General features: G+C 73.8%; 17 protein-coding genes and 1 pseudogene. 7 read left to right on the forward strand and 11 right to left on the reverse strand.

Annotated elements, in window-relative coordinates; genetic code table 11:
• The first annotated feature begins 14 nt into the window (after window positions 1–14).
• Entirely contained in the window at window positions 15–4,541 is a 4,527-nt protein-coding gene (locus AB0H37_RS39830; protein WP_360617815.1) for an FtsK/SpoIIIE domain-containing protein, read from the forward strand.
• 132 nt (window positions 4,542–4,673) lie between these two features.
• Here the strand turns inward: AB0H37_RS39830 and AB0H37_RS39835 are convergent, their stop codons facing one another.
• The 4 genes from AB0H37_RS39835 to AB0H37_RS39850 all read right to left on the reverse strand — a co-directional run bounded on the left by AB0H37_RS39835 (window position 4,674) and on the right by AB0H37_RS39850 (window position 7,251).
• A complete protein-coding gene (locus AB0H37_RS39835) occupies window positions 4,674–4,943 on the reverse strand; it encodes a WXG100 family type VII secretion target (protein WP_089314806.1) in 270 nt (89 codons plus the stop codon).
• Window positions 4,944–5,220: 277 nt separating this feature from the next.
• On the reverse strand, window positions 5,221–5,772 hold the full coding sequence (locus AB0H37_RS39840; protein ID WP_329085563.1) for a hypothetical protein: 552 nt from the start codon (window positions 5,770–5,772) through the stop codon (window positions 5,221–5,223).
• Between the two features lie 76 nt (window positions 5,773–5,848).
• Window positions 5,849–6,178: a hypothetical protein gene (locus AB0H37_RS39845; RefSeq protein WP_329085561.1), complete on the reverse strand. Its 330-nt coding sequence runs from the start codon at window positions 6,176–6,178 to the stop codon at window positions 5,849–5,851.
• 32 nt (window positions 6,179–6,210) lie between these two features.
• Window positions 6,211–7,251 carry an SPFH domain-containing protein gene (locus tag AB0H37_RS39850; RefSeq protein WP_329085560.1) on the reverse strand — a complete coding sequence of 347 codons (1,041 nt, stop codon included), beginning with the start codon at window positions 7,249–7,251 and terminating at the stop codon, window positions 6,211–6,213.
• Window positions 7,252–7,458: 207 nt separating this feature from the next.
• Between AB0H37_RS39850 and AB0H37_RS39855 the strand changes: the two genes are divergently transcribed.
• Both AB0H37_RS39855 and AB0H37_RS39860 read left to right on the forward strand, forming a co-directional pair.
• Window positions 7,459–9,225, forward strand: a complete 1,767-nt coding sequence (locus AB0H37_RS39855) for a biotin carboxylase N-terminal domain-containing protein (RefSeq protein ID WP_360617816.1) — start codon at window positions 7,459–7,461, stop codon at window positions 9,223–9,225.
• A 142-nt stretch (window positions 9,226–9,367) separates the two neighbouring features.
• Complete coding sequence (locus tag AB0H37_RS39860; RefSeq protein WP_360617818.1) at window positions 9,368–10,789, forward strand: hypothetical protein; 1,422 nt, start codon at window positions 9,368–9,370, stop codon at window positions 10,787–10,789.
• Between the two features lie 14 nt (window positions 10,790–10,803).
• Here AB0H37_RS39860 and AB0H37_RS39865 read toward each other — a convergent pair whose 3' ends face one another.
• Window positions 10,804–12,189, reverse strand: a complete 1,386-nt coding sequence (locus AB0H37_RS39865) for an NAD(P)H-quinone dehydrogenase (RefSeq protein ID WP_329085552.1) — start codon at window positions 12,187–12,189, stop codon at window positions 10,804–10,806.
• A 296-nt stretch (window positions 12,190–12,485) separates the two neighbouring features.
• On the opposite strand from AB0H37_RS39865, the gene AB0H37_RS39870 reads away from it, so the two are divergent.
• From AB0H37_RS39870 to AB0H37_RS39880, 3 genes are read left to right on the forward strand one after another with little or no spacing between them, the layout of a single operon-like run.
• Complete coding sequence (locus AB0H37_RS39870) at window positions 12,486–12,938, forward strand: gamma-glutamylcyclotransferase (protein WP_179837553.1); 453 nt, start codon at window positions 12,486–12,488, stop codon at window positions 12,936–12,938.
• Between the two features lie 40 nt (window positions 12,939–12,978).
• Complete coding sequence (locus tag AB0H37_RS39875) at window positions 12,979–13,779, forward strand: purine-nucleoside phosphorylase (RefSeq protein WP_329085549.1); 801 nt, start codon at window positions 12,979–12,981, stop codon at window positions 13,777–13,779.
• The gene (locus tag AB0H37_RS39880) at window positions 13,776–15,494 is read left to right on the forward strand and encodes a phospho-sugar mutase (protein ID WP_360617819.1); all 1,719 of its coding nucleotides are present in this window, start codon (window positions 13,776–13,778) and stop codon (window positions 15,492–15,494) included. The genes AB0H37_RS39875 and AB0H37_RS39880 overlap by 4 nt, the downstream gene beginning before the upstream one ends.
• Before the next feature lie 13 nt (window positions 15,495–15,507).
• Here the strand turns inward: AB0H37_RS39880 and AB0H37_RS39885 are convergent, their stop codons facing one another.
• From AB0H37_RS39885 to AB0H37_RS39895, 3 genes are all read right to left on the reverse strand, one after another.
• On the reverse strand, window positions 15,508–16,167 hold the full coding sequence (locus AB0H37_RS39885; protein ID WP_179837556.1) for a PH domain-containing protein: 660 nt from the start codon (window positions 16,165–16,167) through the stop codon (window positions 15,508–15,510).
• A 7-nt stretch (window positions 16,168–16,174) separates the two neighbouring features.
• Complete coding sequence (locus AB0H37_RS39890; RefSeq protein WP_360617821.1) at window positions 16,175–17,266, reverse strand: adenosine deaminase; 1,092 nt, start codon at window positions 17,264–17,266, stop codon at window positions 16,175–16,177.
• Between the two features lie 98 nt (window positions 17,267–17,364).
• Window positions 17,365–18,234 carry an alpha/beta hydrolase gene (locus AB0H37_RS39895; RefSeq protein ID WP_329085541.1) on the reverse strand — a complete coding sequence of 290 codons (870 nt, stop codon included), beginning with the start codon at window positions 18,232–18,234 and terminating at the stop codon, window positions 17,365–17,367.
• 84 nt (window positions 18,235–18,318) lie between these two features.
• Between AB0H37_RS39895 and AB0H37_RS39900 the strand changes: the two genes are divergently transcribed.
• Window positions 18,319–18,906, forward strand: coding sequence for an ABATE domain-containing protein (locus AB0H37_RS39900; RefSeq protein WP_360617823.1), 588 nt, complete (start codon window positions 18,319–18,321; stop codon window positions 18,904–18,906).
• Between the two features lie 51 nt (window positions 18,907–18,957).
• Here AB0H37_RS39900 and AB0H37_RS39905 read toward each other — a convergent pair whose 3' ends face one another.
• The 3 genes and pseudogenes from AB0H37_RS39905 to AB0H37_RS39915 all read right to left on the reverse strand — a co-directional run.
• The gene (locus tag AB0H37_RS39905; RefSeq protein WP_329085535.1) at window positions 18,958–20,628 is read right to left on the reverse strand and encodes an MFS transporter; all 1,671 of its coding nucleotides are present in this window, start codon (window positions 20,626–20,628) and stop codon (window positions 18,958–18,960) included.
• Window positions 20,629–20,763: 135 nt separating this feature from the next.
• Entirely contained in the window at window positions 20,764–21,387 is a 624-nt protein-coding gene (locus AB0H37_RS39910; protein ID WP_360617824.1) for a class F sortase, read from the reverse strand.
• 56 nt (window positions 21,388–21,443) lie between these two features.
• Window positions 21,444–21,802, reverse strand: a pseudogene (locus tag AB0H37_RS39915) (hypothetical protein); the annotation flags it as partial.

A 21,802-nucleotide genomic window follows, 5' to 3' on the forward strand; every position in this document is an offset into this window, starting at 1 on the left:
GTCGGAGGGCTCGGATGCGGATCTCGTTCACGGCACTGACCGGTGGAGGCCCCCGCGACGTCGTGCTGAACCTCGACTCCGAGGCCACCGTCGACGGCGTCGCCCAGACGCTCGCCGCCACGCTGGACGGCCGTCCCGCCGTGCCCGCGCCGCGCTTCTCCAAGGACGCGCTGCTGTCCAGGGGCGCGCGCAAGGCCCTCTGGATGGACGGCCGCATGCTGGACCCGCAGGCGCTGGCGGTGAAGGAGCTGCGGGACGGCGCCGTCGTGGCGGTCGAGCGGCGCGGCGCCGCCGCGACCGTGCTGACCGAGCCGACAGGGCTGGTCGAGGTGCGCGTCGTCGGCGGCCCCGCGGCCGGGTCCGTGCACCGGCTGGGGCTCGGCGTCTGCACGATCGGGTCCGGGCACGACGTCGACGTGGTGCTGGACGACCCGTCCGTCCCGGCCCGGTCCCTGCGGCTCACGGTCGAGCGCGCGGCCGTCCAGGTCGAGGCGTCCGCCCTGACGATGCAGGGGGCGGTCGTGCTGGACGGGACGCCCCTCGGCGCGAAGACGGCGTGGCCGATGGGCGCGCTGCTGACGGTGGGGGCCAGCGTGCTGGCCCTCGCGCCGTGCGCCGCCCCCGACACCCATCTGGAGCCGCTGCCCGAGGGCGGCCTCGCGTTCAACCGGCCGCCGCGGCTGAACCGGCCGCGGCGGGCGCGGACGCTGGAGGTCCCGAAGCGTCCCGAGCGCAACCCGCGCGAGCGGCTCCGGCTCTTCGGCGCGCTGCTGTTCTCGGCGTTCGGGCTCGCCATGGCGTTCGGGCTCGGCCAGTGGTGGTGGGCGCTGTTCGCGCTGGCCTGGCCGGTGATGACGCTCGGCGAGTGGCTCGGCGACCGGATGCACGGCCGCAAGTCCTACAAGAAGTCGCTGAAGGAGTACCACCGCAAGGCGGGCGAGTTCGACGGCGAGCTGGAGCGGCTGCGGCGCGAGGACGAGGCCGAGCGCCGCGCGCTGCACCCCGACCCCGCCGAGGTCCTGCTCACCGCGACGGGCCCGCGGCGCCGCCTGTGGGAGCGCCGCCGCGACGACCCCGACGTCCTCCACCTGCGGGTGGGCCTCGCCGACCTGCCCGCCCGCATCGAGCTGACCGGGGACACCGAGGCGGCGGGCGGCCCCGGAGGCGAGCAGGCGGGGCCCGAGGAGCCGTCCTCCCGCGGCGGGAACGGGATCCGGATCCCGAAGGCCCGGCAGGTCCCGGTGGTGCTGCCCCTCACCGAGCTGGGCGTCATCGGCCTGACCGGGCCCCGGCACGCCTCGCGCGCCCTGGCCCGCTGGCTGGTCGCGCAGGCCGCCGCGCTGCACAGCCCCCGCGACCTGGCCATCGTCGTGCTGTCCGCGGACCAGAACGCCGGGCACGAGTGGAACTGGGTGCGCTGGCTGCCGCACTGCGCGCCGCGCGAGGGCGAGGACTGCGTGGCCCTCGTCGGCACCGACCCCGAGTCGGCGGCGCACCGCGTCACCGAACTGGCGATCCGGGTGACCGAGCGGCGGCGGGCAGCGCAGGCCGAGTCGTCGTTCTTCGGGCAGGGCGCCCGGCCGGCCGACGGCGCGCCGTACAACATCCTGATCGTCCTGGACGGCGCCCGCGCGCTGCGCCGCATCCCCGGGATGCCGATGCTGCTGTCGCGCGGCCCCGAGTACGGGCTCTACGCCGTCTGCGTGGACGACGAGGAGCGGATGCTCCCCGAGGAGTGCCGCGCCGTCGCCGCCTGGGACACGCAGCGGCACTCGACGATGCTGCTCCAGGGGCAGGGCCTGGACGTCCTCGGCCCCGTCCTGGCCGACCAGGTGTCCGCGACCTGGACCGACCGGGTGGCGCGCGCGCTGGCCCCCGTCCGGGACGTCTCCCGCGAGGACGCCGAGGACTCGCTCCCGGCCGACGTGCGGCTCCTGGACGTCCTCGACATGCCGGAGCCCACGGCCGAGCACGTCCTGCAGTCGTGGAGCAGGACGGGCGGGCGCACGACCCGCGTCCCCGTCGGCCTCGCCTCGGGCGGCCGCTACGAGATCGACCTGCGCGTGGACGGCCCCCACGGCCTCATCGCCGGGACCACGGGCGCGGGCAAGTCGGAACTGCTCCAGACCCTCATCGCCTCGCTCGCCGTGGCGAACCGCCCCGACGAGATGACGTTCGTCCTCATCGACTACAAGGGCGGCGCGGCGTTCAAGGACTGCGCGAACCTCCCCCACACCGTCGGCATGGTCACCGACCTGGACGGCCACGCCACCGAGCGCGCCCTGGAGTCGCTCGCCGCCGAGCTCCGCCGCCGCGAGGAGATCCTGCTCGGCGCGGGCGCCAAGGACATCGACGACTACGACGACCTGCGCCCGGCCGATCCGGGGCTGCCGGCCATGCCGCGGCTCGTCCTCGTCATCGACGAGTTCGCCGCCATGGTCACCGAGCTGCCCGACTTCGTCGCCGGCCTGGTCGACATCGGCCGCCGGGGCCGCTCCCTCGGCGTCCACCTGATCCTCGCCACGCAGCGTCCCGCCGGGGTCGTGACCGCCGACATCCGCGCCAACACCAACCTGCGCATCGCGCTGCGCGTCACCGACCCCGACGAGTCCGCCGACGTCCTGGACTCCCCGGACGCGGCGCAGATCTCCAAGTCCACGCCCGGGCGCTGCTACGTCCGCTCCGGGGTGTCGTCGCCGCAGGCCGTCCAGTCGGCGCGGATCGGGGGCCGCCGCCCGGGCGCCGGAGCCGGGTCCGGCGGTCCGACCGTCCACCCGCTGCCGTGGCAGGGCCTCGGCCATCCGCTGCCCGCGCCGCGCGAGGCGGCCGACGACGCGGTGCTCGCCACCGACCTCGGCGTGCTCGTCCAGGCGGTCGACGAGGCCGCCCGCCGCGCCGGGATCGCCCGGCAGCCGTCGCCGTGGCTGAGCCCACTGCCCGAGCGGGTCGCGCTGGCGCCCCGCATCGCCGCGGGCGGCTCCGTCGTGGACGTCCCACCGGTCCCGTTCGGCGTCACGGACCTGCCCGCCGTCCAGTCCCGCGAGGAGCTGACGCTCGACCTCGCGACCGGCGGCCACCTCTACGTCGCCGGGTCCGCGCAGTCGGGCCGATCCACGGCGCTGCGCACGATCGCGGGATCCCTCGCGGGCGCCTGCTCCCCCTACGACGTGCACGTGTACGCCGTCGACTGCGGCGCGAACGCGCTGCTCCCGCTGGTCTCCCTGCCGCACTGCGGCGCCGTCGTGACCCGTGACCAGCTCGACCGCTGCGAGCGGCTCCTCGCCGCGCTCACCGCCGAGGTCGCCCGCCGCCAGCAGGTGCTCGCCGAGGCGGGGTTCTCCTCGCTCGCCGAGCAGCGCGCCGCCGTCGCCGCCACCGACCGCCTCCCGTGGATGGTCCTGCTCCTCGACCGCTGGGAGGGCTTCCTCGGCGCGTTCGAGCACTACGACTACGGACGCCTCGTGGACCAGGTCGTCCGGCTGCTGCGCGAGGGCGCCGCGGCCGGCCTGCGCGCCGTCTTCACCGGAGACCGCTCCGGTCTCGGCGGCCAGGTCTCCACCGTCTTCGACCGCCGCCTCATCCTGCGCATGGCCGACCCGAACGACTACGGGTACGGCGGCCTGCAGGACAGGCAGATCCCGGCCGAGATGCCGCCCGGCCGCGCCCTGGAGCCCGCCGGCCCAGGCGCACCGCCCCGCGAGTCGCAGATCGCGCTCCTCGGGGACGACGCGTCCGGCGCGTCCCAGGTCGCGGCCCTCCAGGAGATCGCCCGCGCCTGCGTGTCCCGCTACGGCCGGCTGCCGCGCCGCCGGGGTCCTCTGCACGTGGACGAGCTGCCCGTCCGCGTCACCTACCGGGAGGCGATGTCGCTCGACCCGGAGTTCCTGGCCCCGTCGGCGCTGTGGGCGCTGGTCGGCGTCGGCGGCGACACGCTCGCGCCCGTCGGGATCGACCTGCTGGGCGAGGGCCCGGGGTTCGCCGTCGCCGGGCCGCCCCGCTCGGGCCGCTCGACGACGCTGCGGACGATCGTCCAGTCGCTGCTCGACCCCGCGGTCGGCGGCGGGCTCGTCCCGGTCGTCCTGGTCACGCCGCGCCGCTCCCCGCTCCGCCTGCTGGCGGGCCGGCCCGGCGTGCTCGGCGTGCTCACCTCCGACGCCGACGCCGGCGACCTGGAACGCGCGATCGGAGACGAGCACCGCTACACCGTGGTCGTGGACGACGCCGAACTCCTGGACGAGACCGAGCTGGACGAGGCCCTGACCGCCGTCCTGCGCACCGCCCGCGACGGGGAGCACGCCGTCGTCATCGGCGGCACCACCGACGATCTGGGCCGCGGCTACCGGGGCTTCCTGTCCGACACCCGGCGCTCCCGGTCGGGCGTCCTGCTGTCGGTGGACTCGCCGGACGACGGCGACCTGTTCGGGCTCCGCCTGCCCCGCAACGCGCCGCTGGGCGGGCCCACCGGGCGCGGCCTGTTCGTCGCCGCGGGCGCCACCACCCGGATCCAGGTGGCGCTTCCCCCTCCGGTCAGCGCCGACTGATCGCCTTCGCCCGGCGTTCCTCGCCGGGCGAGGAAAGCCCGGCAAGGAAACGCCGGGCGAGAAAGGCCGGGCAGAGAAAGAGGCGGGTCCCGGCCTCGGGGGGATGGGCCGGGACCCGCGGTTCGCGGAGGCTCAGCGCGTGGCGGCCTCGATGTTCTGCTGGGACCGGCGGATGTCCTGGCTGCCCTGTTCGAGGGCGACGGCCATCTTGTCGAAGGCGGTCTTGGCCTCGGCCCAGGAGGCGCGGAAGCGGTCGGCCCCGGGGCCCCACCAGGCCGCGCTGCTGCTCACGGTGCGGCCGTTGAGGTCCTTGATGAGGGCGTCGAGGTTGCGGGAGTGCTTGCTGAAGATGCGGGACAGTTCCTCTAGCTCGCCCAGGTTGGCGCCGCGCTTGTCACCCATCGCCCCGGCCCTTTCCTCGCTGATCGTTGGAACGTTTCCGGCCGCTACCGCAGGAATGGCGCCAGCTTACGCCCCACCGATCACATCCAGCCAGCGACCCCCGGTGGATCGCCCGTCGAAACGGTCACATTCCCGCCATCCCGGCCTGTCCGGATGTGGCCAACGAAGCCATGGTCACATGGCTTGTGACGAGCATCATTACTGTCCGTCAAGGGAGTTTCAGAGCGGTTTCCAGGCTCGAATGGAGGAGCGCGGCGAGAAAGGAGAAAACGGCGCGTCAGCGGCTCTCGCCGAGCGGGTCGTTCACCGGGTGGGCCCCCGGGTCCAGGACGCGTTCGCCGACCATGGTGATCTGCTCGCCGGTGGCGCGGAAGTCGAACCGGCGCCGCACTGACTGGGTGACCTTCCCGCGGCCCCCGCTGCCGTAGCGCATCTCGGTGTGCTCCACCGCCTCCAGCGTGATGCGGTCCCCCGTGCGGACGGCGCGGCCCCCGTCCAGGCGGGTGCGCGCGCCGGTGTAGGCGGGGCCGCCCTCGACGGGGGCGCGGTTGCGGGTCTCCAGCTCCCGGACGGCCTTCTCCTGCGACCGCACCAGCGACGGGGAGATCCGCACGCCGAGCACCTCCGTGGGCGCGGCGCGGCGGTCCCGGCCGCCCTTCTGGACGAGGGCCTGGGACCGGCGCGCCAGGTAGGAGTTCGCGGCGACGGTGAGCTGGCGGGTGACGTAGTCCTCCACCACAGGGGCGTCCCCGCGCACGCCGGACGAGGGCGCCAGCAGGCAGGCGGCCAGGGCGACCGCCAGTCCGGCCCGGGGCCACGGGCGCACCATCGGCCTCTCCCGCTGATCAATGGCTGGATGGATCCGAGCCGACATTACACGGCCGGGCCCCGGGAAGAACGCCGGTTCAGTCCGCTTCGCTCTCCAGTGCGGCGACGCGTGAGCGGGCCTGCGCCATGGCCTCGTGGTAGCGCTCCTCCCATTCCGGATCGGCGTCCGGAATGGCGGCGACCGTCTGGCGGCCGATCTCGGCGAGCACGTCCCCGGCGGCGCCGCGGGAGACCCGCCGGACGACGACCGCGGTGACGCCGCCGGTCGACTCGGTGTGCGGCTCCCACCGGGCGCCGCCCTCCAGCCGCGCCCGGCTCCGCGACGACCGGTCGGAGAACCCGTAGAGCAGCAGGACGACCACCACGGCCACCACCGCCAGCGCCGCCAGAACGATCAGGAACCGCACGACCGCCTCCCCTCGGCGTCCACCTCGGGCGCCTACTTGTCCCGCAGGAGCGGCCCGTTCGGGTTGCCGGGCGCGTAGACCGTGATGCCCTGCGGGAGGGCCTTCAGCTCCTCGATCCTCGCGCAGGTGGGGCACTTGTTGTAGCCGTCCTGGCGGGCCTTGTTGGCCGAGGCCTCCGCCTTGGCCGTGGCGACCTTCGCCTGGGCCTCGCTGATCTGCGCGAACGCGGCCTGCGCGCGGTCCACCGCGTCCTGCACCTTGGACGGCAGGGTGATCCGCACCAGGTTGAAGTGGATGTTGGTGACGAACCTGCCGCCGAGCGTCTGCTCCAGGTCCGCGGCCAGGCTCGTGTTGATCGCGTTCTGCACCTTGGCGATGTTGCCGTTGTTGCTCTGCGCCTGCTGCCCCGCGGCCTGGACGTTCCTCGGCGCGGAGGAGTTCTGCACGAGGGCGCAGGAGGAGACGAGCTCGGCGCAGCGGAAGCTGTTGATCTGGCTGCGCAGGTCGTTGTCGATCACCGGCCGGACGATCTGGTCGAGGAAGGCCGACCAGCCCTTGTCGCCGTCGTAGACGTTGTAGGTGTCGCCGCCCGCGCTGCGGAACTTGCGGGTGCCGTACTTGTCGTCGAACTGCCTGAGGGCCTGGTGGTCCTGGTTGAGCGTGAAGTACAGCGTCCCCTCGATGCCCATGTTGACGCCGTCCGAGCTCGGCACGGTGACGACGTCCACGCCGGACTCGTCGCCCTTCCCGGCGTCCGAGGTGATCGTGTAGAAGCGCTGCTGGGCCGGGTACTTGTGGACCTGCGAGTAGAGCCCGATCCAGACGCGGCCGGATCCGGGGTCGATGACCTGCCGGATCCTGTTGTTGTCGAAGAACCCGCCGTTGCGGACGACGGCGATCTCGCCGCCGCCGGTGCGCTCGTAGCCGCCGAAGAGCGCGCTCAGCACCGGCCAACCCACAACGACCAGCAGCACGGCGGCGACGATGGCGGTGCGCCTGCTGGGCGCCCTCGCCCCGGAGAGCCGGGTCGCACCAGCCCGCTCCCTGCCGGCGGACGTCTTCTTCTCGGCCACGATGGCTCCTCTCACACCCGCACGGGGGGGTTCTGCCGCGGGTTCCCGGATGAGACGGAGCGGAGCCTCGCCGGGATCCCCGCGGGGGTACCGCTTTCTCGTGATTCCTCCCGCTATCCGGGACCTCGCCCCCAATAAGGAGGGGCTTACGAAAACCTGGGATCGGGGTTATCTAGACTGCCTGCGAGGTTGAAGGAGGAGACCCACGTGCGCAAAGTCCTGATCGCCAACCGCGGCGAGATCGCGGTCCGTATCGCCCGTGCCTGCCGCGACGCGGGGCTGGCCAGTGTGGCGGTGTACGCCGAGCCCGATCTGGAGGCGCTGCACGTTCGGGTCGCCGACGAGGCGTTCGCCCTGGGCGGGCGGACGGCGGCGGAGAGCTACCTGGACATCGACAAGCTGCTGAAGATCGCCTCGGAGTCGGGCGCGGACGCCGTCCACCCCGGCTACGGGTTCCTCGCGGAGAACGCCGACTTCGCCGCGGCGGTGCAGAACGCGGGGCTGACCTGGATCGGCCCGCCGCCCGCCGCGATCACCGCGCTCGGCGACAAGGTGCAGGCCCGGCACATCGCGCAGCGGGTCGGCGCGCCGCTGGTCGCCGGCACCGCCGACCCGGTCTCGGGCGCGGACGAGGTCGTCGCGTTCGCGCGCGAGCACGGCCTGCCCATCGCGATCAAGGCCGCGTTCGGCGGCGGCGGGCGCGGCCTGAAGGTCGCCCGGACGCTGGAGGAGGTGCCCGAGCTGTACGAGTCGGCCGTCCGCGAGGCCGTGGGCGCCTTCGGGCGCGGCGAGTGCTTCGTCGAGCGGTACCTCGACAAGCCCCGGCACGTCGAGACGCAGTGCCTGGCCGACAAGCACGGCAACGTGGTCGTGGTCTCCACCCGCGACTGCTCGCTCCAGCGGCGCCACCAGAAGCTCGTCGAGGAGGCGCCGGCGCCGTACCTGTCGCAGGAGCAGCTGGAGCTGCTGTACTCCTCGTCCAAGGCGATCCTGAAGGAGGCCGGCTACGTCGGCGCCGGGACGTGCGAGTTCCTCGTCGGCCAGGATGGGACGATCTCGTTCCTTGAGGTCAACACGCGCCTCCAGGTCGAGCACCCCGTCACGGAGGAGGTCGCCGGGGTCGACCTCGTCCGCGAGATGTTCCGCGTCGCCGACGGCGAGGAGATCGGCTACGGCGACCCGGAGCTGCGCGGCCACTCGATCGAGTTCCGGCTGAACGCCGAGGACGCCGGTCGCGGGTTCCTGCCCGCCGTCGGCACCCTGACCGCCTGGCATCCCCCGACGGGCCCCGGCGTCCGCCTGGACGCCGGCTACGAGGCCGGGCAGACCGTCCCGCAGGAGTTCGACTCGCTCATCGCCAAGCTGATCGTGACGGGCGCGACGCGGCGGCAGGCGGTCGAGCGGTCCCGCCGCGCCCTCGCCGAGTTCGTCATCGACGGCATGCCGACCGTCCTGCCCTTCCACCGGGCGGTGCTGGACGACCCGGCGTTCGTGCCGGCCGGCGACGAGACCCCGTTCAGCGTCCACACGCGGTGGATCGAGACGGAGTTCGACAACCAGATCCCTCCCCACGAGGCTCCCCCCGCGGGCGAGGAGGACGAGGGCGAGCGCGAGCGCGTCACCGTCGAGGTCGGCGGCCGCCGCATCGAGGTCGTCCTGCCCGCCGGGTTCGGCGCCTCCGCCGCCCCCGCCGCGGGCAAGGCGGGGCCCGCCAAAAGGCGCGGCGCCAAGAAGGGCGGCGGAGCGCAGGTGTCCGGCGACTCCCTGGTCAGCCCGATGCAGGGCACCATCGTCAAGCTCCTCGTCGAGGAGGGCGCGACCGTGGCGGCCGGCGACACCATCGTGGTCCTGGAGGCCATGAAGATGGAGCAGCCGCTCACCGCGCACAAGGCGGGCACGCTCACCGGCCTGTCCGCCGAGGTGGGCCAGACCGTCTCCGCGGGCGCCGTGATCTGCGAGATCAAGGACTCCTGACCGCGGCCGCCGAGCCGCACCCCCGTCCGGGGCCCTGAGACACGGGTCCTGGGCGGGGATGGGGGGCGGTCCCCATACGGGGCGTGCGCAAATCCGTCCGGCGAAGGACGTATCGGCGCGTTCACGTGGGCAGACTGTACATATGAGCACCGAGAACCGGGCCGTCCGGGCGGCTCGCGGGGGCGCCGCCGCAGCGATCATCGCCGTCGTCGCCGCCCCGGCGTTCGCCCTGGCCGCCCCGGCGGGCGCCGCCGCGTCGCAGGCCACCGAACCGAAGACCGCGACGACGTCGGGAACCGCGGGAGCACAGACGACCGGGGCGCCGGCCGCGGCCGTGCGGGCGGCGGCCCCGCGGGCGGCGGCCGACGACACCGTCGGCCAGATCGCCAAGGGTCTGATCGACTCGCGGCTCTACGTGACCAGCGGTGCCGGGAACCCGCTGTCCCAGGCCGACCGGAACGAGATCGAGACGTCCCTGGGCGGCGACAGCGACGCCGACATCCGCGCCGTCGTCGTCCGCAACGACGTCACGGGTACCGAGGTCCGGCAACTGCTCCCGGCCGTCGCCGAGCGCGTCGGCAAGGACGGGACCTACGTCGCGATCACCGCCGACGGCGCCCGGATGGGCGCGGTCTCCAAGAAACTGGACCGCGCGGAGATCAACCAGATGGTCACCCGCACGGAGGGCGCGCCGCTGAAGCAGCGGCTGATCCAGTTCGGCGGGCTCGCCGAGAAGAAGGTCGACAGCGACTCCCGGTCCAGCGCGACGGTCGGCTACGTGCTGCTCGGCGTGCTCGTGCTCGTGGTGGCGGCCATCACGGGCGTCATGCTCAACGCCCGGAAGAAGCGCCGGGAGCGCGCGGCCCGCGAGATGGCCGACCTCAAGGCCGGCGTGCAGGAGGACGTGACGCTCCTCGGCGAGGACATCGCCCGCCTCGACCTGAACGTCATGGACAGCGGCCTGGATCCCGACACCCGCGCCGACTACGAGCAGGCGATGAACTCCTACGACCGGGCCAAGTCCGCGACCGGGCGCGCCGTCCGGCCGCAGGACATGCAGGAGGTCGCGACGGCGCTGGAGGACGGCCGCTACCACATGACCGCGACGCGCGCCCGGCTCGCCGGGGACCCGGTGCCCGAGCGGCGCGCGCCCTGCTTCTTCAACCCGCAGCACGGGCCGTCCGTCCAGGACGTGACCTGGGCGCCGCCCGGCGGCGTCGCCCGCTCCGTCCCGGCGTGCGCGGCCGACGCGGAGGCCGTCCTGCACGGGAACGACCCGGACGTCCGCATGGTCCCGATGGGCGGGGGACGGCAGCCGTACTGGAACGCGGGTCCCGCGTACGCGCCCTACGCCGGCGGCTACTACTACGGCTACGGCGGGGTCGACCTGCTCAGCGGCCTGCTGATCGGCACCGCGCTCGGCTCGATGTGGGGCGGCGGCTTCGGCGGAGGCTTCGGCGGAGGCGACTTCGGAGGGGGTGACGGCGACATCGGCGGCGGCTGGGACTTCGGCGGAGGCGACTTCGGGGGCGGCGGCGGAGGCGGCGACTTCGGCGGCTTCTGAGGCCGGGCACGCCGCTAGTAGGCGTGCTCGGCCATCAGCCGGCGGGACGCCTCGGTGATGCTGCCCGACAGCGACGGGTAGACCGCGAACGTGTGCGCCACCTGGTCGACGGTGAGGTGCTGCTGGACGGCGATCGACACGCCGAGGATCAGTTCGCTCGCCCGCGGCGCCACGATCACGCCGCCGAGCACGATCCCCGTGGACGGGCGGCAGAACAGCTTCACGAAACCGTCCTCGAAGCCCTGCATCTTGGCGCGCGCGTTCGTGAACAGGGGCAGCATGACCGTCCGGGCGTTGACGTCCCCGGAGTCGACCATGTGCTGCGTCACGCCGACCGACGCGACCTCGGGATCGGTGAAGATGTTGGAGGAGACCCAGCCGAGCTTCAGCGGCTGCACGGCCTCGCCCAGCGCGTGCCACATCGCGATGCGCCCCTGCATGCCGGCGACGGACGCGAGCATGAGCACGCCCGTGCAGTCGCCGGAGGCGTAGATGTGCGGCACGGACGTCCGCGACACCTTGTCGACCTCGACGAAGCCGCGCGCGTCGCACCGCACGCCGATCTCCTCCAGGCCGATGCCCCGGGTGTTGGGGACCATGCCCACGGTCATCAGGCAGTGCGTGCCCTCGACCTTCGTCCCGTCCTCCAGCGTGACGATCACGCCGTCGCCCGAACGCTCCACGGCGGCCGCCCGCGACCGCGACATGACGTTCATGCCGCGCCGCAGGAACACGTCCTGCAGGACGGCCGCGGCGTCGGCGTCCTCGGTCGGCAGGATCCGGTCCCGCGACGAGACCAGCGTCACCTTCGAGCCGAGCGACAGGTACGCCCCCGCGAGCTCGGCGCCCGTCACGCCGGAGCCGACCACGATCAGCTCCTCGGGCAGCTCCGGCAGGTCGTAGAGCTGGCGCCAGTTCAGGATGCGCTCGCCGTCGGGCTCCGCGCCGGGCAGCACGCGCGGCGTCGCGCCGGTCGCGAGGAGCACGATGTCGGCGGGGATACGGCGCTCGCCCACCGCCACGACGTGCGGCTCGACCAGCCGCGCCTCACCGCGGACGATCTTCACATCCTCGTAGGCGAGCCGCTCCGCGACGTCGAACGACTGGGCCCGTGCGAGGTCCTTCACGCGCTTGTTGACGGTGGCCATGTCGGCCTCGAGGGCGCCGACGATCCCGTCCGGGCCGCCGTTGAAGCGCAGCCCGAGGCCGGCGGACTCCGACATGACCGCGATGCGGGTCGAGGTGGCGATGAGCGTCTTGGAGGGCACGCAGTCGGTGAGCACGCACGCGCCGCCCGGACCGTCCCGTTCGACGACGGTCACGTCGGCGCCGAGCTGCGCCGCGACGAGCGCGGCCTCGTAACCGCCCGGGCCTCCTCCGATGATCACGATGCGGGTCACATCTTCCATTGTTTCCTACTCACGGCAGTGAAAAGTCCCGCTCCGGACCCTTTCTTCCTGCACCAACCCCGGAGAGACCCATCCCCCGGTGTGGCGCGTTCCATCACAGCGCCCAACCGCCACGCCCCGCCTCCTGGACGACGCGTCCCCTGTGGGGGGCGTCCCCCACACCCCCGAGCCCCACTTGGCGTGTCCCCTGTGGGGGGCGTCCCCCACACCCCCGAGCCCCACTTGGCGTGTCCCCTGTGGGGGGCGTCCCCCACACCCCCGAGCCCCACTTGGCGTAGCCTTCCCACGTGGCTCTGTACGCGGCGTACGCCTCCAACATGGACCCCGAGCAGATGTCCGGCCGGGCTCCCCACTCGCCCATGCGCGGCACCGGCTGGCTCGCCGGATGGCGCCTGACCTTCGGGGGGCAGGACAAGGGCTGGGACGGGGCACTCGCGACGGTCGTCGAGGACGACTCCGAGCAGGTCTTCGTCGTCATCTACGACGTGCCCGCCTGGGACGAGAAGGAACTCGACGCCTGGGAGGGGGCCGCGCTCAACGTCTACCGCAAGTTCAGGGTGCGGGTGCAGACGCTCGACGGCGACGCGCTGTGCTGGATGTACGTCCTGGACGACTACGAGGGCGGGCTGCCGTCCGCGCGCTATCTCGGCATCCTCGCCGACGCCGCCGAGAAGGCGGGCGCGCCCGACGACTACGTCAAGGACCTGCGCACACGCCCCTGCAAGTCGCTGGGCGACTGATCTGCGGGCGGCGCGGCGACGCGGCGGTAGTGTCGGCGATGTGAGCAACGACGCTTTTGCACTGGCCCGGGACGCGGCGGACGAGCTGCGTTCCCGCACGTCCATCGACTCCTTCGACGTCGCCCTCGTCATGGGGTCCGGCTGGGTTCCGGCGGCCGACCGGCTGGGCGAGCCCGTCGCCGAGCTGACGGTGACCGAGCTGCCCGGGTTCGCGCCGCCGGCCGTGGAGGGACACGCCGGGCGGATCCGGGTCGTGGAGATCGGCGGGCGCAACGCGCTGGTGTTCCTCGGCCGCACGCACCTGTACGAGGGGCGCGGCGTCGAGGCCGTCGTGCACGGCGTCAGGACCGCGCTCGCCGCGGGCGTCAAGACGATGGTGCTCACGAACGCGGCGGGCGGGCTGCGGCCCGAGCACCAGCGGGTGGGCGACCCGGTGCTGATCTCCGACCACCTGAACCTGTCCGGCGCGAACCCGCTGACCGGCGCGACGTTCCTGGACCTGACCGAGGCGTACTCGGGACGCCTGCGGGCCCTGGCCAAGGAGGCCGACCCGAGCCTGTCGGAGGGCGTCTACGCGGCGTTCCGCGGCCCGACCTACGAGACGCCCGCCGAGATCCGCATGCTGCGCACGCTGGGCGCCGACATGATCGGCATGTCGACCGTGCTGGAGACGATCGCGGCCCGCCAGGGCGGCGCGGAGGTGCTCGGCATCTCCCTGGTCACCAACATCGCGGCGGGACTGTCGGACGAGCCGCTCGACCACGAGGAGGTCCTCGCGGCGGGACGCGCGTCGGCCGGCCGCATGGGCGCGCTGCTGGCCACCGTCCTGGCGAAGCTGTGAGCGACCTGCGCGCGCGGGCCGAGGAGTGGCTCGGGCAGGACCCCGACCCGCGGACGCGCGCCGAGCTGCGGGCGATCCTCGACGCGGACGACGGGGCGGCCCTCGCCGACCGGTTCGGGGCGCGGCTGGAGTTCGGGACGGCCGGGCTGCGCGGCGAGCTCGGCGCCGGGCCGAACCGGATGAACCGGGTGACGGTCATGCGCGCCGCCGCCGGTCTGGCCGCCCGGCTGCCCGCCGGCGGCCGGGTGATCATCGGGTTCGACGCGCGGCACGGCTCCCGGCGCTTCGCCGACGACACCGCGGCCGTGCTGAGCGGGGCGGGGCTGCGTCCCGAGGTGTTCGCCGACCCCGTCCCGACGCCCGTCCTGGCGCACTTCACCCGGGCGTTCGCCGACATCGTGGCGGGCGTCATGGTCACGGCCAGCCACAACCCGCCGCGCGACAACGGCTACAAGGTGTACTGGGCGGACGGGGCGCAGATCGTCCCGCCGACGGACGCGGAGATCTCCGCCGCGATCGACGCCGTCGGCCGCGTGGACGGGCTGCCCCTCGGCGAGGGCTGGCCCGTCCATGAGGGCGCCGACCTGTACCTGGACGCGGTGTCGTCCCTGCGCCTCGGCGGCGACCGCGACGTCTCGATCGTCTACACACCCCTGCACGGCGTGGGCAGGGACGTCCTGCTCACCGCGTTCGAGCGCGCCGGGTTCCCCGCGCCGACCGTCGTCCCCGAGCAGGCCGAGCCCGACCCGGACTTCCCGACCGTGGACTTCCCGAACCCGGAGGAGCCTGGCGCGCTCGACCTGGCGCTCGGCCTCGCCGAGGCCCGCGGCGCCGACCTGGTGATCGCGAACGACCCGGACGCGGACCGCTGCGCCGTCGCCGTCCCGGGCCCGTCCGGGTGGCGGACCCTCACCGGGGACGAGGTCGGCGGGCTGCTGGCCGAGCACGTCCTGCGGCACACCACGGGCGGCGACCGCCTCGTCGCGACGACGATCGTGTCGTCGTCGCTGCTGCGCTCGATCGCCGCCGCGCACCGCGTCCGGTTCGCCGAGACGCTCACCGGCTTCAAGTGGATCATGAAGGCGGACGGGGCCCAGAGTAGTTCCGGGGGGTGTGGGGGGTCGTCCCCCCACAGCGAACCAGGCGGTTTTGGGGGGCGTGGGGGGTCGTCCCCCCACAGCAGCCCCGTCCGGCTGGTGTTCGGCTATGAGGAGGCGCTCGGTTACAGCGTCGGCGACGATCGGGGCGTGCTCGTCAACGACAAGGACGGCATCGGCGCCGCGCTCGCCGTCGCCGCGCTCGCGGCCGACGCCAAGCGCGACGGCCGCACGCTGCTCGACCTGCTGGACGCGCAGGCCCGCCGGTACGGGCTGCACGCCACGTCCCAGCTGTCGATCAGGGTGAGCGACCTCTCGCTGATCACCGCGGCGATGGCCCGGCTGCGCGCCGAGCCGCCGCGCGAGCTGGGCGGGCGGCGCGTCGAGTCGTTCGACGACCTCGCCCGGCCGACCGGGGACCTGCCGCCCACCGACGGGCTGCGGTTCCGCCTGGCCGGGGGGTCGCGGGTGGTCGTGCGCCCCTCCGGGACGGAGCCGAAGCTGAAGTGCTACCTGGAGGTCGTCCTTCCGGTGGACGGGGACGTCGCCGCGGTCCGCGCGCGCGCCGCCGCCGACCTGGAGTCCCTCCGCGCGGACGTTTCCGCGGCCCTCGGCTGACCGGGCGGCCCCCTCAGCCGGCCGCGCCCACGATCAGCAGGACGACGACCACCGCCAGCGGGACGGCCAGCGATGCCACCGCGGGAACGGACCAGCGGACCGTCCCCCTGGCGGCCCCCTCCTCCGACTCGGCCCTGGCCTTGGCCGCCTTGTCGGGCGCTCCCGACCGGGCCTTGGGACGCTGGCGTTCCCTCATCTCGTTCAGCTGCTGCGCCGCGTAACCGGTCGGAGTCCGTCCCCGCAGGTCGAAGCCCTGCCCCTGGTCCTTGCCCTTGCGGGCCTCCTTCTCGGCACGGGCCTCCGCCTTGGCCTGCGCCCGGGGCGAGGTCTGCAGCACCCACGCCCGGGTCTCCAGGTCCGTCCCGTCCGGGCCGGCGAACACCACCGTCAGCGCGTTCCTGCCCTCGATCCGGCGGACCGCGCCCCACGGCGCCCGGACGTCGCGCAGCGGGTTGCGGATCGTCACCCCGGCCTCGTCGCCGGCGATCTGCGGCCGCATCCCGACCGTGTAGGCGATCCCGCAGCCGAGCAGCAGCAGGAACGCGATCGTCACCGTCGTCAGCGAGTAGTCGGGGTCACCGGTGATGCCGACGAACAGGTCGATGAGGTTGAGGGCGGCGAACACCAGCCACGCGTACGCGGCGACGCGCCCGCCGGTGGAGCGAATGGTCATGGCTCGATCATGCCAGGGGCCGGGCGCCGCTCCACTTGAGCTGCGCGAAACCGGGCTTGATCACCCCGTTGATCAGTTCGAGCCGCTCGTTGAAGGGCGCGAACGCCGACTTCATCGCGTTCACCGTGAACCACTGCAGGTCGTCCCATCCGTAGCCGAACGCGTCGGCGAGCTTGGCGAACTCCTCCGACAGCGTCGTGCCGCTCATCAGCCGGTTGTCGGTGTTGACCGTGACGCGGAAGCTCAGCCGCCGCAGCAGCCCGATCGGGTGCTCGGCGATCGACTTCGCCGCGCCCGTCTGGATGTTGGAGGTCGGGCACATCTCCAGCGGGATCCGCTTGTCCCGCACGTAGTCCGCGAGCCGGCCGAGCCGCGCCTCGCCGCCCTCCACCTCGATGTCATCGATGATCCGCACGCCGTGCCCGAGCCGGTCGGCACCGCACCACTGGATCGCCTGCCAGATCGACGGCAGCCCGAACCCCTCGCCCGCGTGGATCGTGAAATGCGCGTTCTCGCGCTGGAGGTACTCGAAAGCGTCCAGGTGCCGGGTCGGCGGGTACCCGGCCTCGGCGCCCGCGATGTCGAACCCGACGACGCCCGCGTCCCGGTACCGGACGGCCAGCTCCGCGATCTCCATGCTGCGCGCCTGGTGCCGCATCGCGGTGACGAGCGTCCCGACGCGGATGCCGAAGTCCTCGCGGCCGCGCGCGAAGCCGTCCAGGACGGCCTCGACGACCTGCTCCAGCGACAGCCCGTCCCGCAGGTGCTGCTCGGGCGCGTACCGGACCTCCGCGTAGACGATCCCGTCGTTCGCGAGGTCCTCGGCGCACTCGTAGGCCACCCGGGTGAGCGCCTCGACGGTCTGCATCACCCCGACCGTGTGGGAGAACGTCTCCAGGTACCGTTCGAGCGATCCGGAGTTGGACGCCTCCTCGAACCATGTCCGCAGGGCGTCCGCGTCGGTGGTGGGCAGGTCCCCGTACCCGGTCTCCCGCGCCAGGTCCACGATGGTGGCGGGCCGCACGCCGCCGTCCAGGTGGTCGTGCAGCAGCACCTTCGGCGCGCGGCGGATGTCCTCAAGAGTAGGCCGATCGTTCATTCCCCGAACCTACCCGCCCCGGGGCTCCCCGGGCGTCGTCATTTCCCGCCGGCCGACCGCCTCCCGGCGGCCCTCGACCAGGGGACCTGCCGCGTCCGTCACGCCCGGAGGCGGTCGAGGAACGCCGCGACGAGCGGCGCGATCTCGCGGAGGTGGGTTTCGAGGGCGAAGTGGCCGGTGTCGAACAGGTGGAGTTCGGCGTCCGGGACGTCCCGCAGGTAGGCGCGCGCGCCGGGCGCGGGGAAGAACGGGTCCCCGGCGCCCCAGACGATGAGGGTCGGCGGGACGTGCTCGCGCAGCCAGGCCTGCCAGCGGTCGTAGCGCGCGACGTTGGACTTGTAGTCGAAGGCCAACGCGACCTGCGCCTCCTTGCGTCCCGGCAGGTCGAGGAAATGCTGGTCGAGGGTCCACCCGTCCGGGGCGATCGATTCGGGGCGGGCGACACCCGCCTCGTACTGGCCGCGGGTGCCGTCCAGGGTCAGCAGGCCGCGGACGGTCTCCTGCGCCCCCGGCGCCTCGGGGCGCAGGGCGATGAACTCGCGGGCGCCGTCCGAGAGGCCCTCGTCGTAGGCGTTTCCGTTCTGGACGACCAGGCCCGCGATCCGCTCGGGGCACCGCTCGGCGAGCCGAAAGCCGACCGGTGCCCCGAAGTCGAACACGTACATGGCGAAACGGGTGAGGCCGAGCCGCTCGACGAAGCCCTCGACGACGTCGGCGAGCCCGTCGAAGTCGTAGACGAAGTCGTCCGGTGCCCGCGTGTGGCCGAAGCCGGGGTAGTCGGGGGCGATCAGCCGGTGGCGGGCGCCGAGGACGTCGATGAGCCGGCGGAACTGGTGCGACGCGGACGGGAAACCGTGCAGCAGCAGCAGGACGGGCGCGTCCTGCCGCTCCGGGAGGGACTCGCGGTAGAAGACGCGGACGCCGTCGACGTCGACGCTGCGGTGGACGGTACGCGCGATCGAGAGCATCCCTAACGCCTTTCATAGCGATTGATGCATTAGGTATAGCGATCGCGCACCTAACGGGTCAACTCTTCGATGTACCGTTAGGTCATGGACGATCCGAGCCCGCTGATCGGTGAGCCGCCGGCCCTGGACCTGGTCAACACGCGCCCTGCGGGCGCCGACCTGCTGTCCGCGCCGGACGACCTGCGTGTCTGGCTGCGCCTCCAGGCCGACCGGTTCGACGAGGCGGGGGCGTTCGCCGCCACGGACGCGACGGCCGAGTCGCTCGCCGCCGTCCGGCGAGTTCGCGAGCACACGGCTCGCGCCCTCGACCGCGTCCGCCGCGGCGAGCCGCCGTCGGCCGACGACCTGGAGGCCCTCGGCCGGGCCCAGCTCGCCGCCCCCGCCGTCACCGGGTTGACCTGGAACGGCCGGGCCCTGCTCGCGGCCCGCCGCCGCACCGGCCCGCCCGGCCTGCGGCCTGCGGCGTGGCTGGCCGAGGCCGCCGCCGGGCTCCTCTCCGACCCGGCGGTCACCGCGGTCCGGGAATGCGAGGCCGACGACTGCGTGATGCTCTTCCTGCCGGCCCACCCCCGCCGCCGGTGGTGCTCGGCGGCCCGTTGCGGCAACCGCGTCCGCGTCGCGCGCCACTACCGGCGCCACCGGACCGGCGAGCCCGGCTCGGCGTCCTCCTGACGTGCCGAGGCGGGGGCACGCGACGGCGCCCCCGCCTCACGCACCGAACGCTCAGTGCTTGGCCTTGGCGTATTCGCCCATGCCCCCGGCGAAGTCGAACACGACGCAGGGCTCGTCACCGACGACCCAGGCGTCGTGGCCGGGCGTGGCGACGAACACGTCACCGGGACCGACCTCCTGCTCGGCGCCGTCCCGCATGCGGATGTGCATCCGGCCCGAGACGACGTAGCCGTTGTGGTGGACCTCGCAAAGGTCGGTGCCCGCGATGTCCTTCACCGACTCCGTCCAGCGCCATCCGGGCTCGAACGTCGCCTTGCCGAAGACGAGGCCGCTGAGGTTGGCGATCTCCAGGTGTCCCCTGGGGAAGTCGCGCCGGTCGTCCGGCTTCTCGATGCTCTTGATCTCAATCATGATGGGTCCCCCTTCCCCCTCATTTTTCACGCTTGCACTGGTACTGACCTGCGTCAAGACGTCCGGGCCCGAGAGCGCCCCCCGGTTGCGGACCAGCAGCGCCGGGGTCGCCAGGGACAGGACGCCGGCGATCGCGATGGCGGTGCGGGGGCCGGTGAGGCCGGCCAGCAGGCCCCACAGTCCGGTCATGGCCGCGATCGTGAGCTTGCTGGTCACCGACCACGCCGACAGGACGCGGGCGACCCGGTCGGGCGGCGTCCACTCCAGCCGGTAGGTGGCGTACAGCGGGTTGAACACCCCCATGCAGGTGATCAGCCCGAGTTCGACGGCGATGACGAGCACCAGACCGGCGACGCCCGGACGGACGAAGGCCGGTCCGAGCAGCCAGCACGCGCGCAGCGTCCCGAAGACGAGCATGATCCTGGGGCGCCCGAACCGCGCGGCGAGCCGTCCGGACAGCCGCGAACCGACGAGACCGCCCACGCACGGGGCGGCGAACGCCAGCGCGTACTGCCAGGGCGCGAACCCGAGGCGGCCGAGCATCAGGACGGCCAGCACCGGCGCGGTCGCCATGATCAGCCCGCTGACCAGGATCGTGTTGAGGAACAGGGGGCGCAGCGCCGGGCTGGTGAGGATGTGGCGCCACCCTTCGAGCAGGTCCCCGGCCCGGAGCCGGGGGCCTGCCCGATGGACGGCACCGCTCCCGGCGGGGCGCGGCTCCGTCCCGCCGATCGCGCGGATCCCGGCCGCCGACACCAGGAAGCTGACGGCGTTGGCCGCCACGGTGACCAGCGGGCCGAACAGCCCGATCGCGGCCCCGCCGAGCGGCGGCCCGAGCATGGTGGCGGTCCAGGTCGTGGACTCCAGGCGCCCGTTCGCGGCGAGCAGGTCGTCCGGCTCGACGAGGGTCTTCAGGCAGGCTCCGCTCGCCGCGGTGAAGACGATGTCGGCCGCGGCGACGACGACCGACACGACCAGGAGCTGGACGAAGCCGAGCCCGCCGAGGAGGAACGCGGCGGGAAGGCTCAGCAGCGCCGCGCACCGGACCAGGTCCATCGCGATCATCACGGGCCGCTTGCGGCGGAACTCCACCCAGGGGCCGAGCGGCACCGCCACCGCCGCCCCCACCAGCAGGCCCGCGGCGGCCAGCGCCGACACCCTGGCCGGTCCGGCGTGCAGCACGGTGATCGCGATCAGGGGGAACGCGTCGAAGGCGAGCCACGTCCCGAACGCGCTGACCGCGTAGGCCGTCCAGAGCCACCCGAACCGCCGCCCGAGCGACCGTCCCTCCCCCGTGCGCACCCTCGCCACGCCCCTTCCGCCGGCCGCGCCTCCGGCGGCCAGGGGAGATCAAAGCGGGCGGCGGGGTCGCGGATCAAACAACCCCCGGCGCCTGGGCCACAACCACGCGTTGTACTGCCGGGTCGGCGCCGGAGGGGTCGGCCGCTACCGGACCGCCGTCTCGGCGGCGTAGACGATGACGTTGTCCTGGTAGCTGCGCTCGGCCCGGTCGAACGCGCCGCCGCAGGTGACCAGGCGGAGCCCGGGATGGTCGAGCGGGCCGTAGACGCGCGCGGTGGGGAACCGGCCCTTCGGGACCCGCTCCACGGACTCGACGGTGAACTCGGCCACCCGGCCGTCCGCGCGGCTCACCTCGACGCGGTGCCCCGGCCTCAGCCGGCCCAGGTCGTAGAAGACCGCGGCGCCCTTCGCGGAGTCGACATGACCCAGGATGACCGCCGCGCCGCGCTCGCCGGGGGTCGGCCCGCCCTCGTACCAGCCGGCCTCCCCCGGCCGATCGGCCGGGGGGACCTGCACCTCGCCGCCGGCCACGAGGCCCAGGCGGGCCAGCGGCGCCCGGACCCCGATGGACGGGATGGACACCCGGACGGGCGGGGAGCGGTCCAGCACCGGCCCGTGCCCGTCGACCGCCCGGGTGGTCGCGGCCCATGCGGGCGGGCTCGGCGGACCGGCCGGGCCGCGCATCCCGAGGACCACGAGGGCGAGGCCGGCGGCCGTCAGGATCGCCGCCAGCGCCCCCGGACCCCACCGGCCGCCCTTTCCCCTCATCGCCCTTCCCATCCCGTTGGAATTGTCATCGTCAGCGTTCGCGAAAAAGGGCCGTATCAGGCGGTCGCGCCATTCCGGCGGCGGACGACAATGGCTCCGACGCCGATCCCGCCCAGCAGCAGGACGCCGCCCCCGGCCAGAAGGGCGGTGTTCCCGCCGCCCGCCCCGCCGCCCACGCCCGTCTTCGGCCCGCCGGTCGGGGTGGGCTGCGCCATCGGACGCGCCTTGCCGTCCACGACGTGGACCTCGCCGGTCCCCTTGTACGTGCCGCACCGCACCAGCACCGTGTAGGTGCCGGGGACGGTGTCCTTCTTGATGGCCGCGAGACCGGCCCGGCCGTCGACCTCTTCCGCGCCGTTCAGCGGGACGGCCCCGCCCACGAAGGCCAGCGAGCCCGCCGTCCCGTCGACCTGGC

Source organism: Actinomadura sp. NPDC023710 (assembly GCF_040639875.1).
In the GTDB taxonomy this organism is placed as follows: Bacteria; Actinomycetota; Actinomycetes; order Streptosporangiales; family Streptosporangiaceae; genus Spirillospora; species Spirillospora citrea.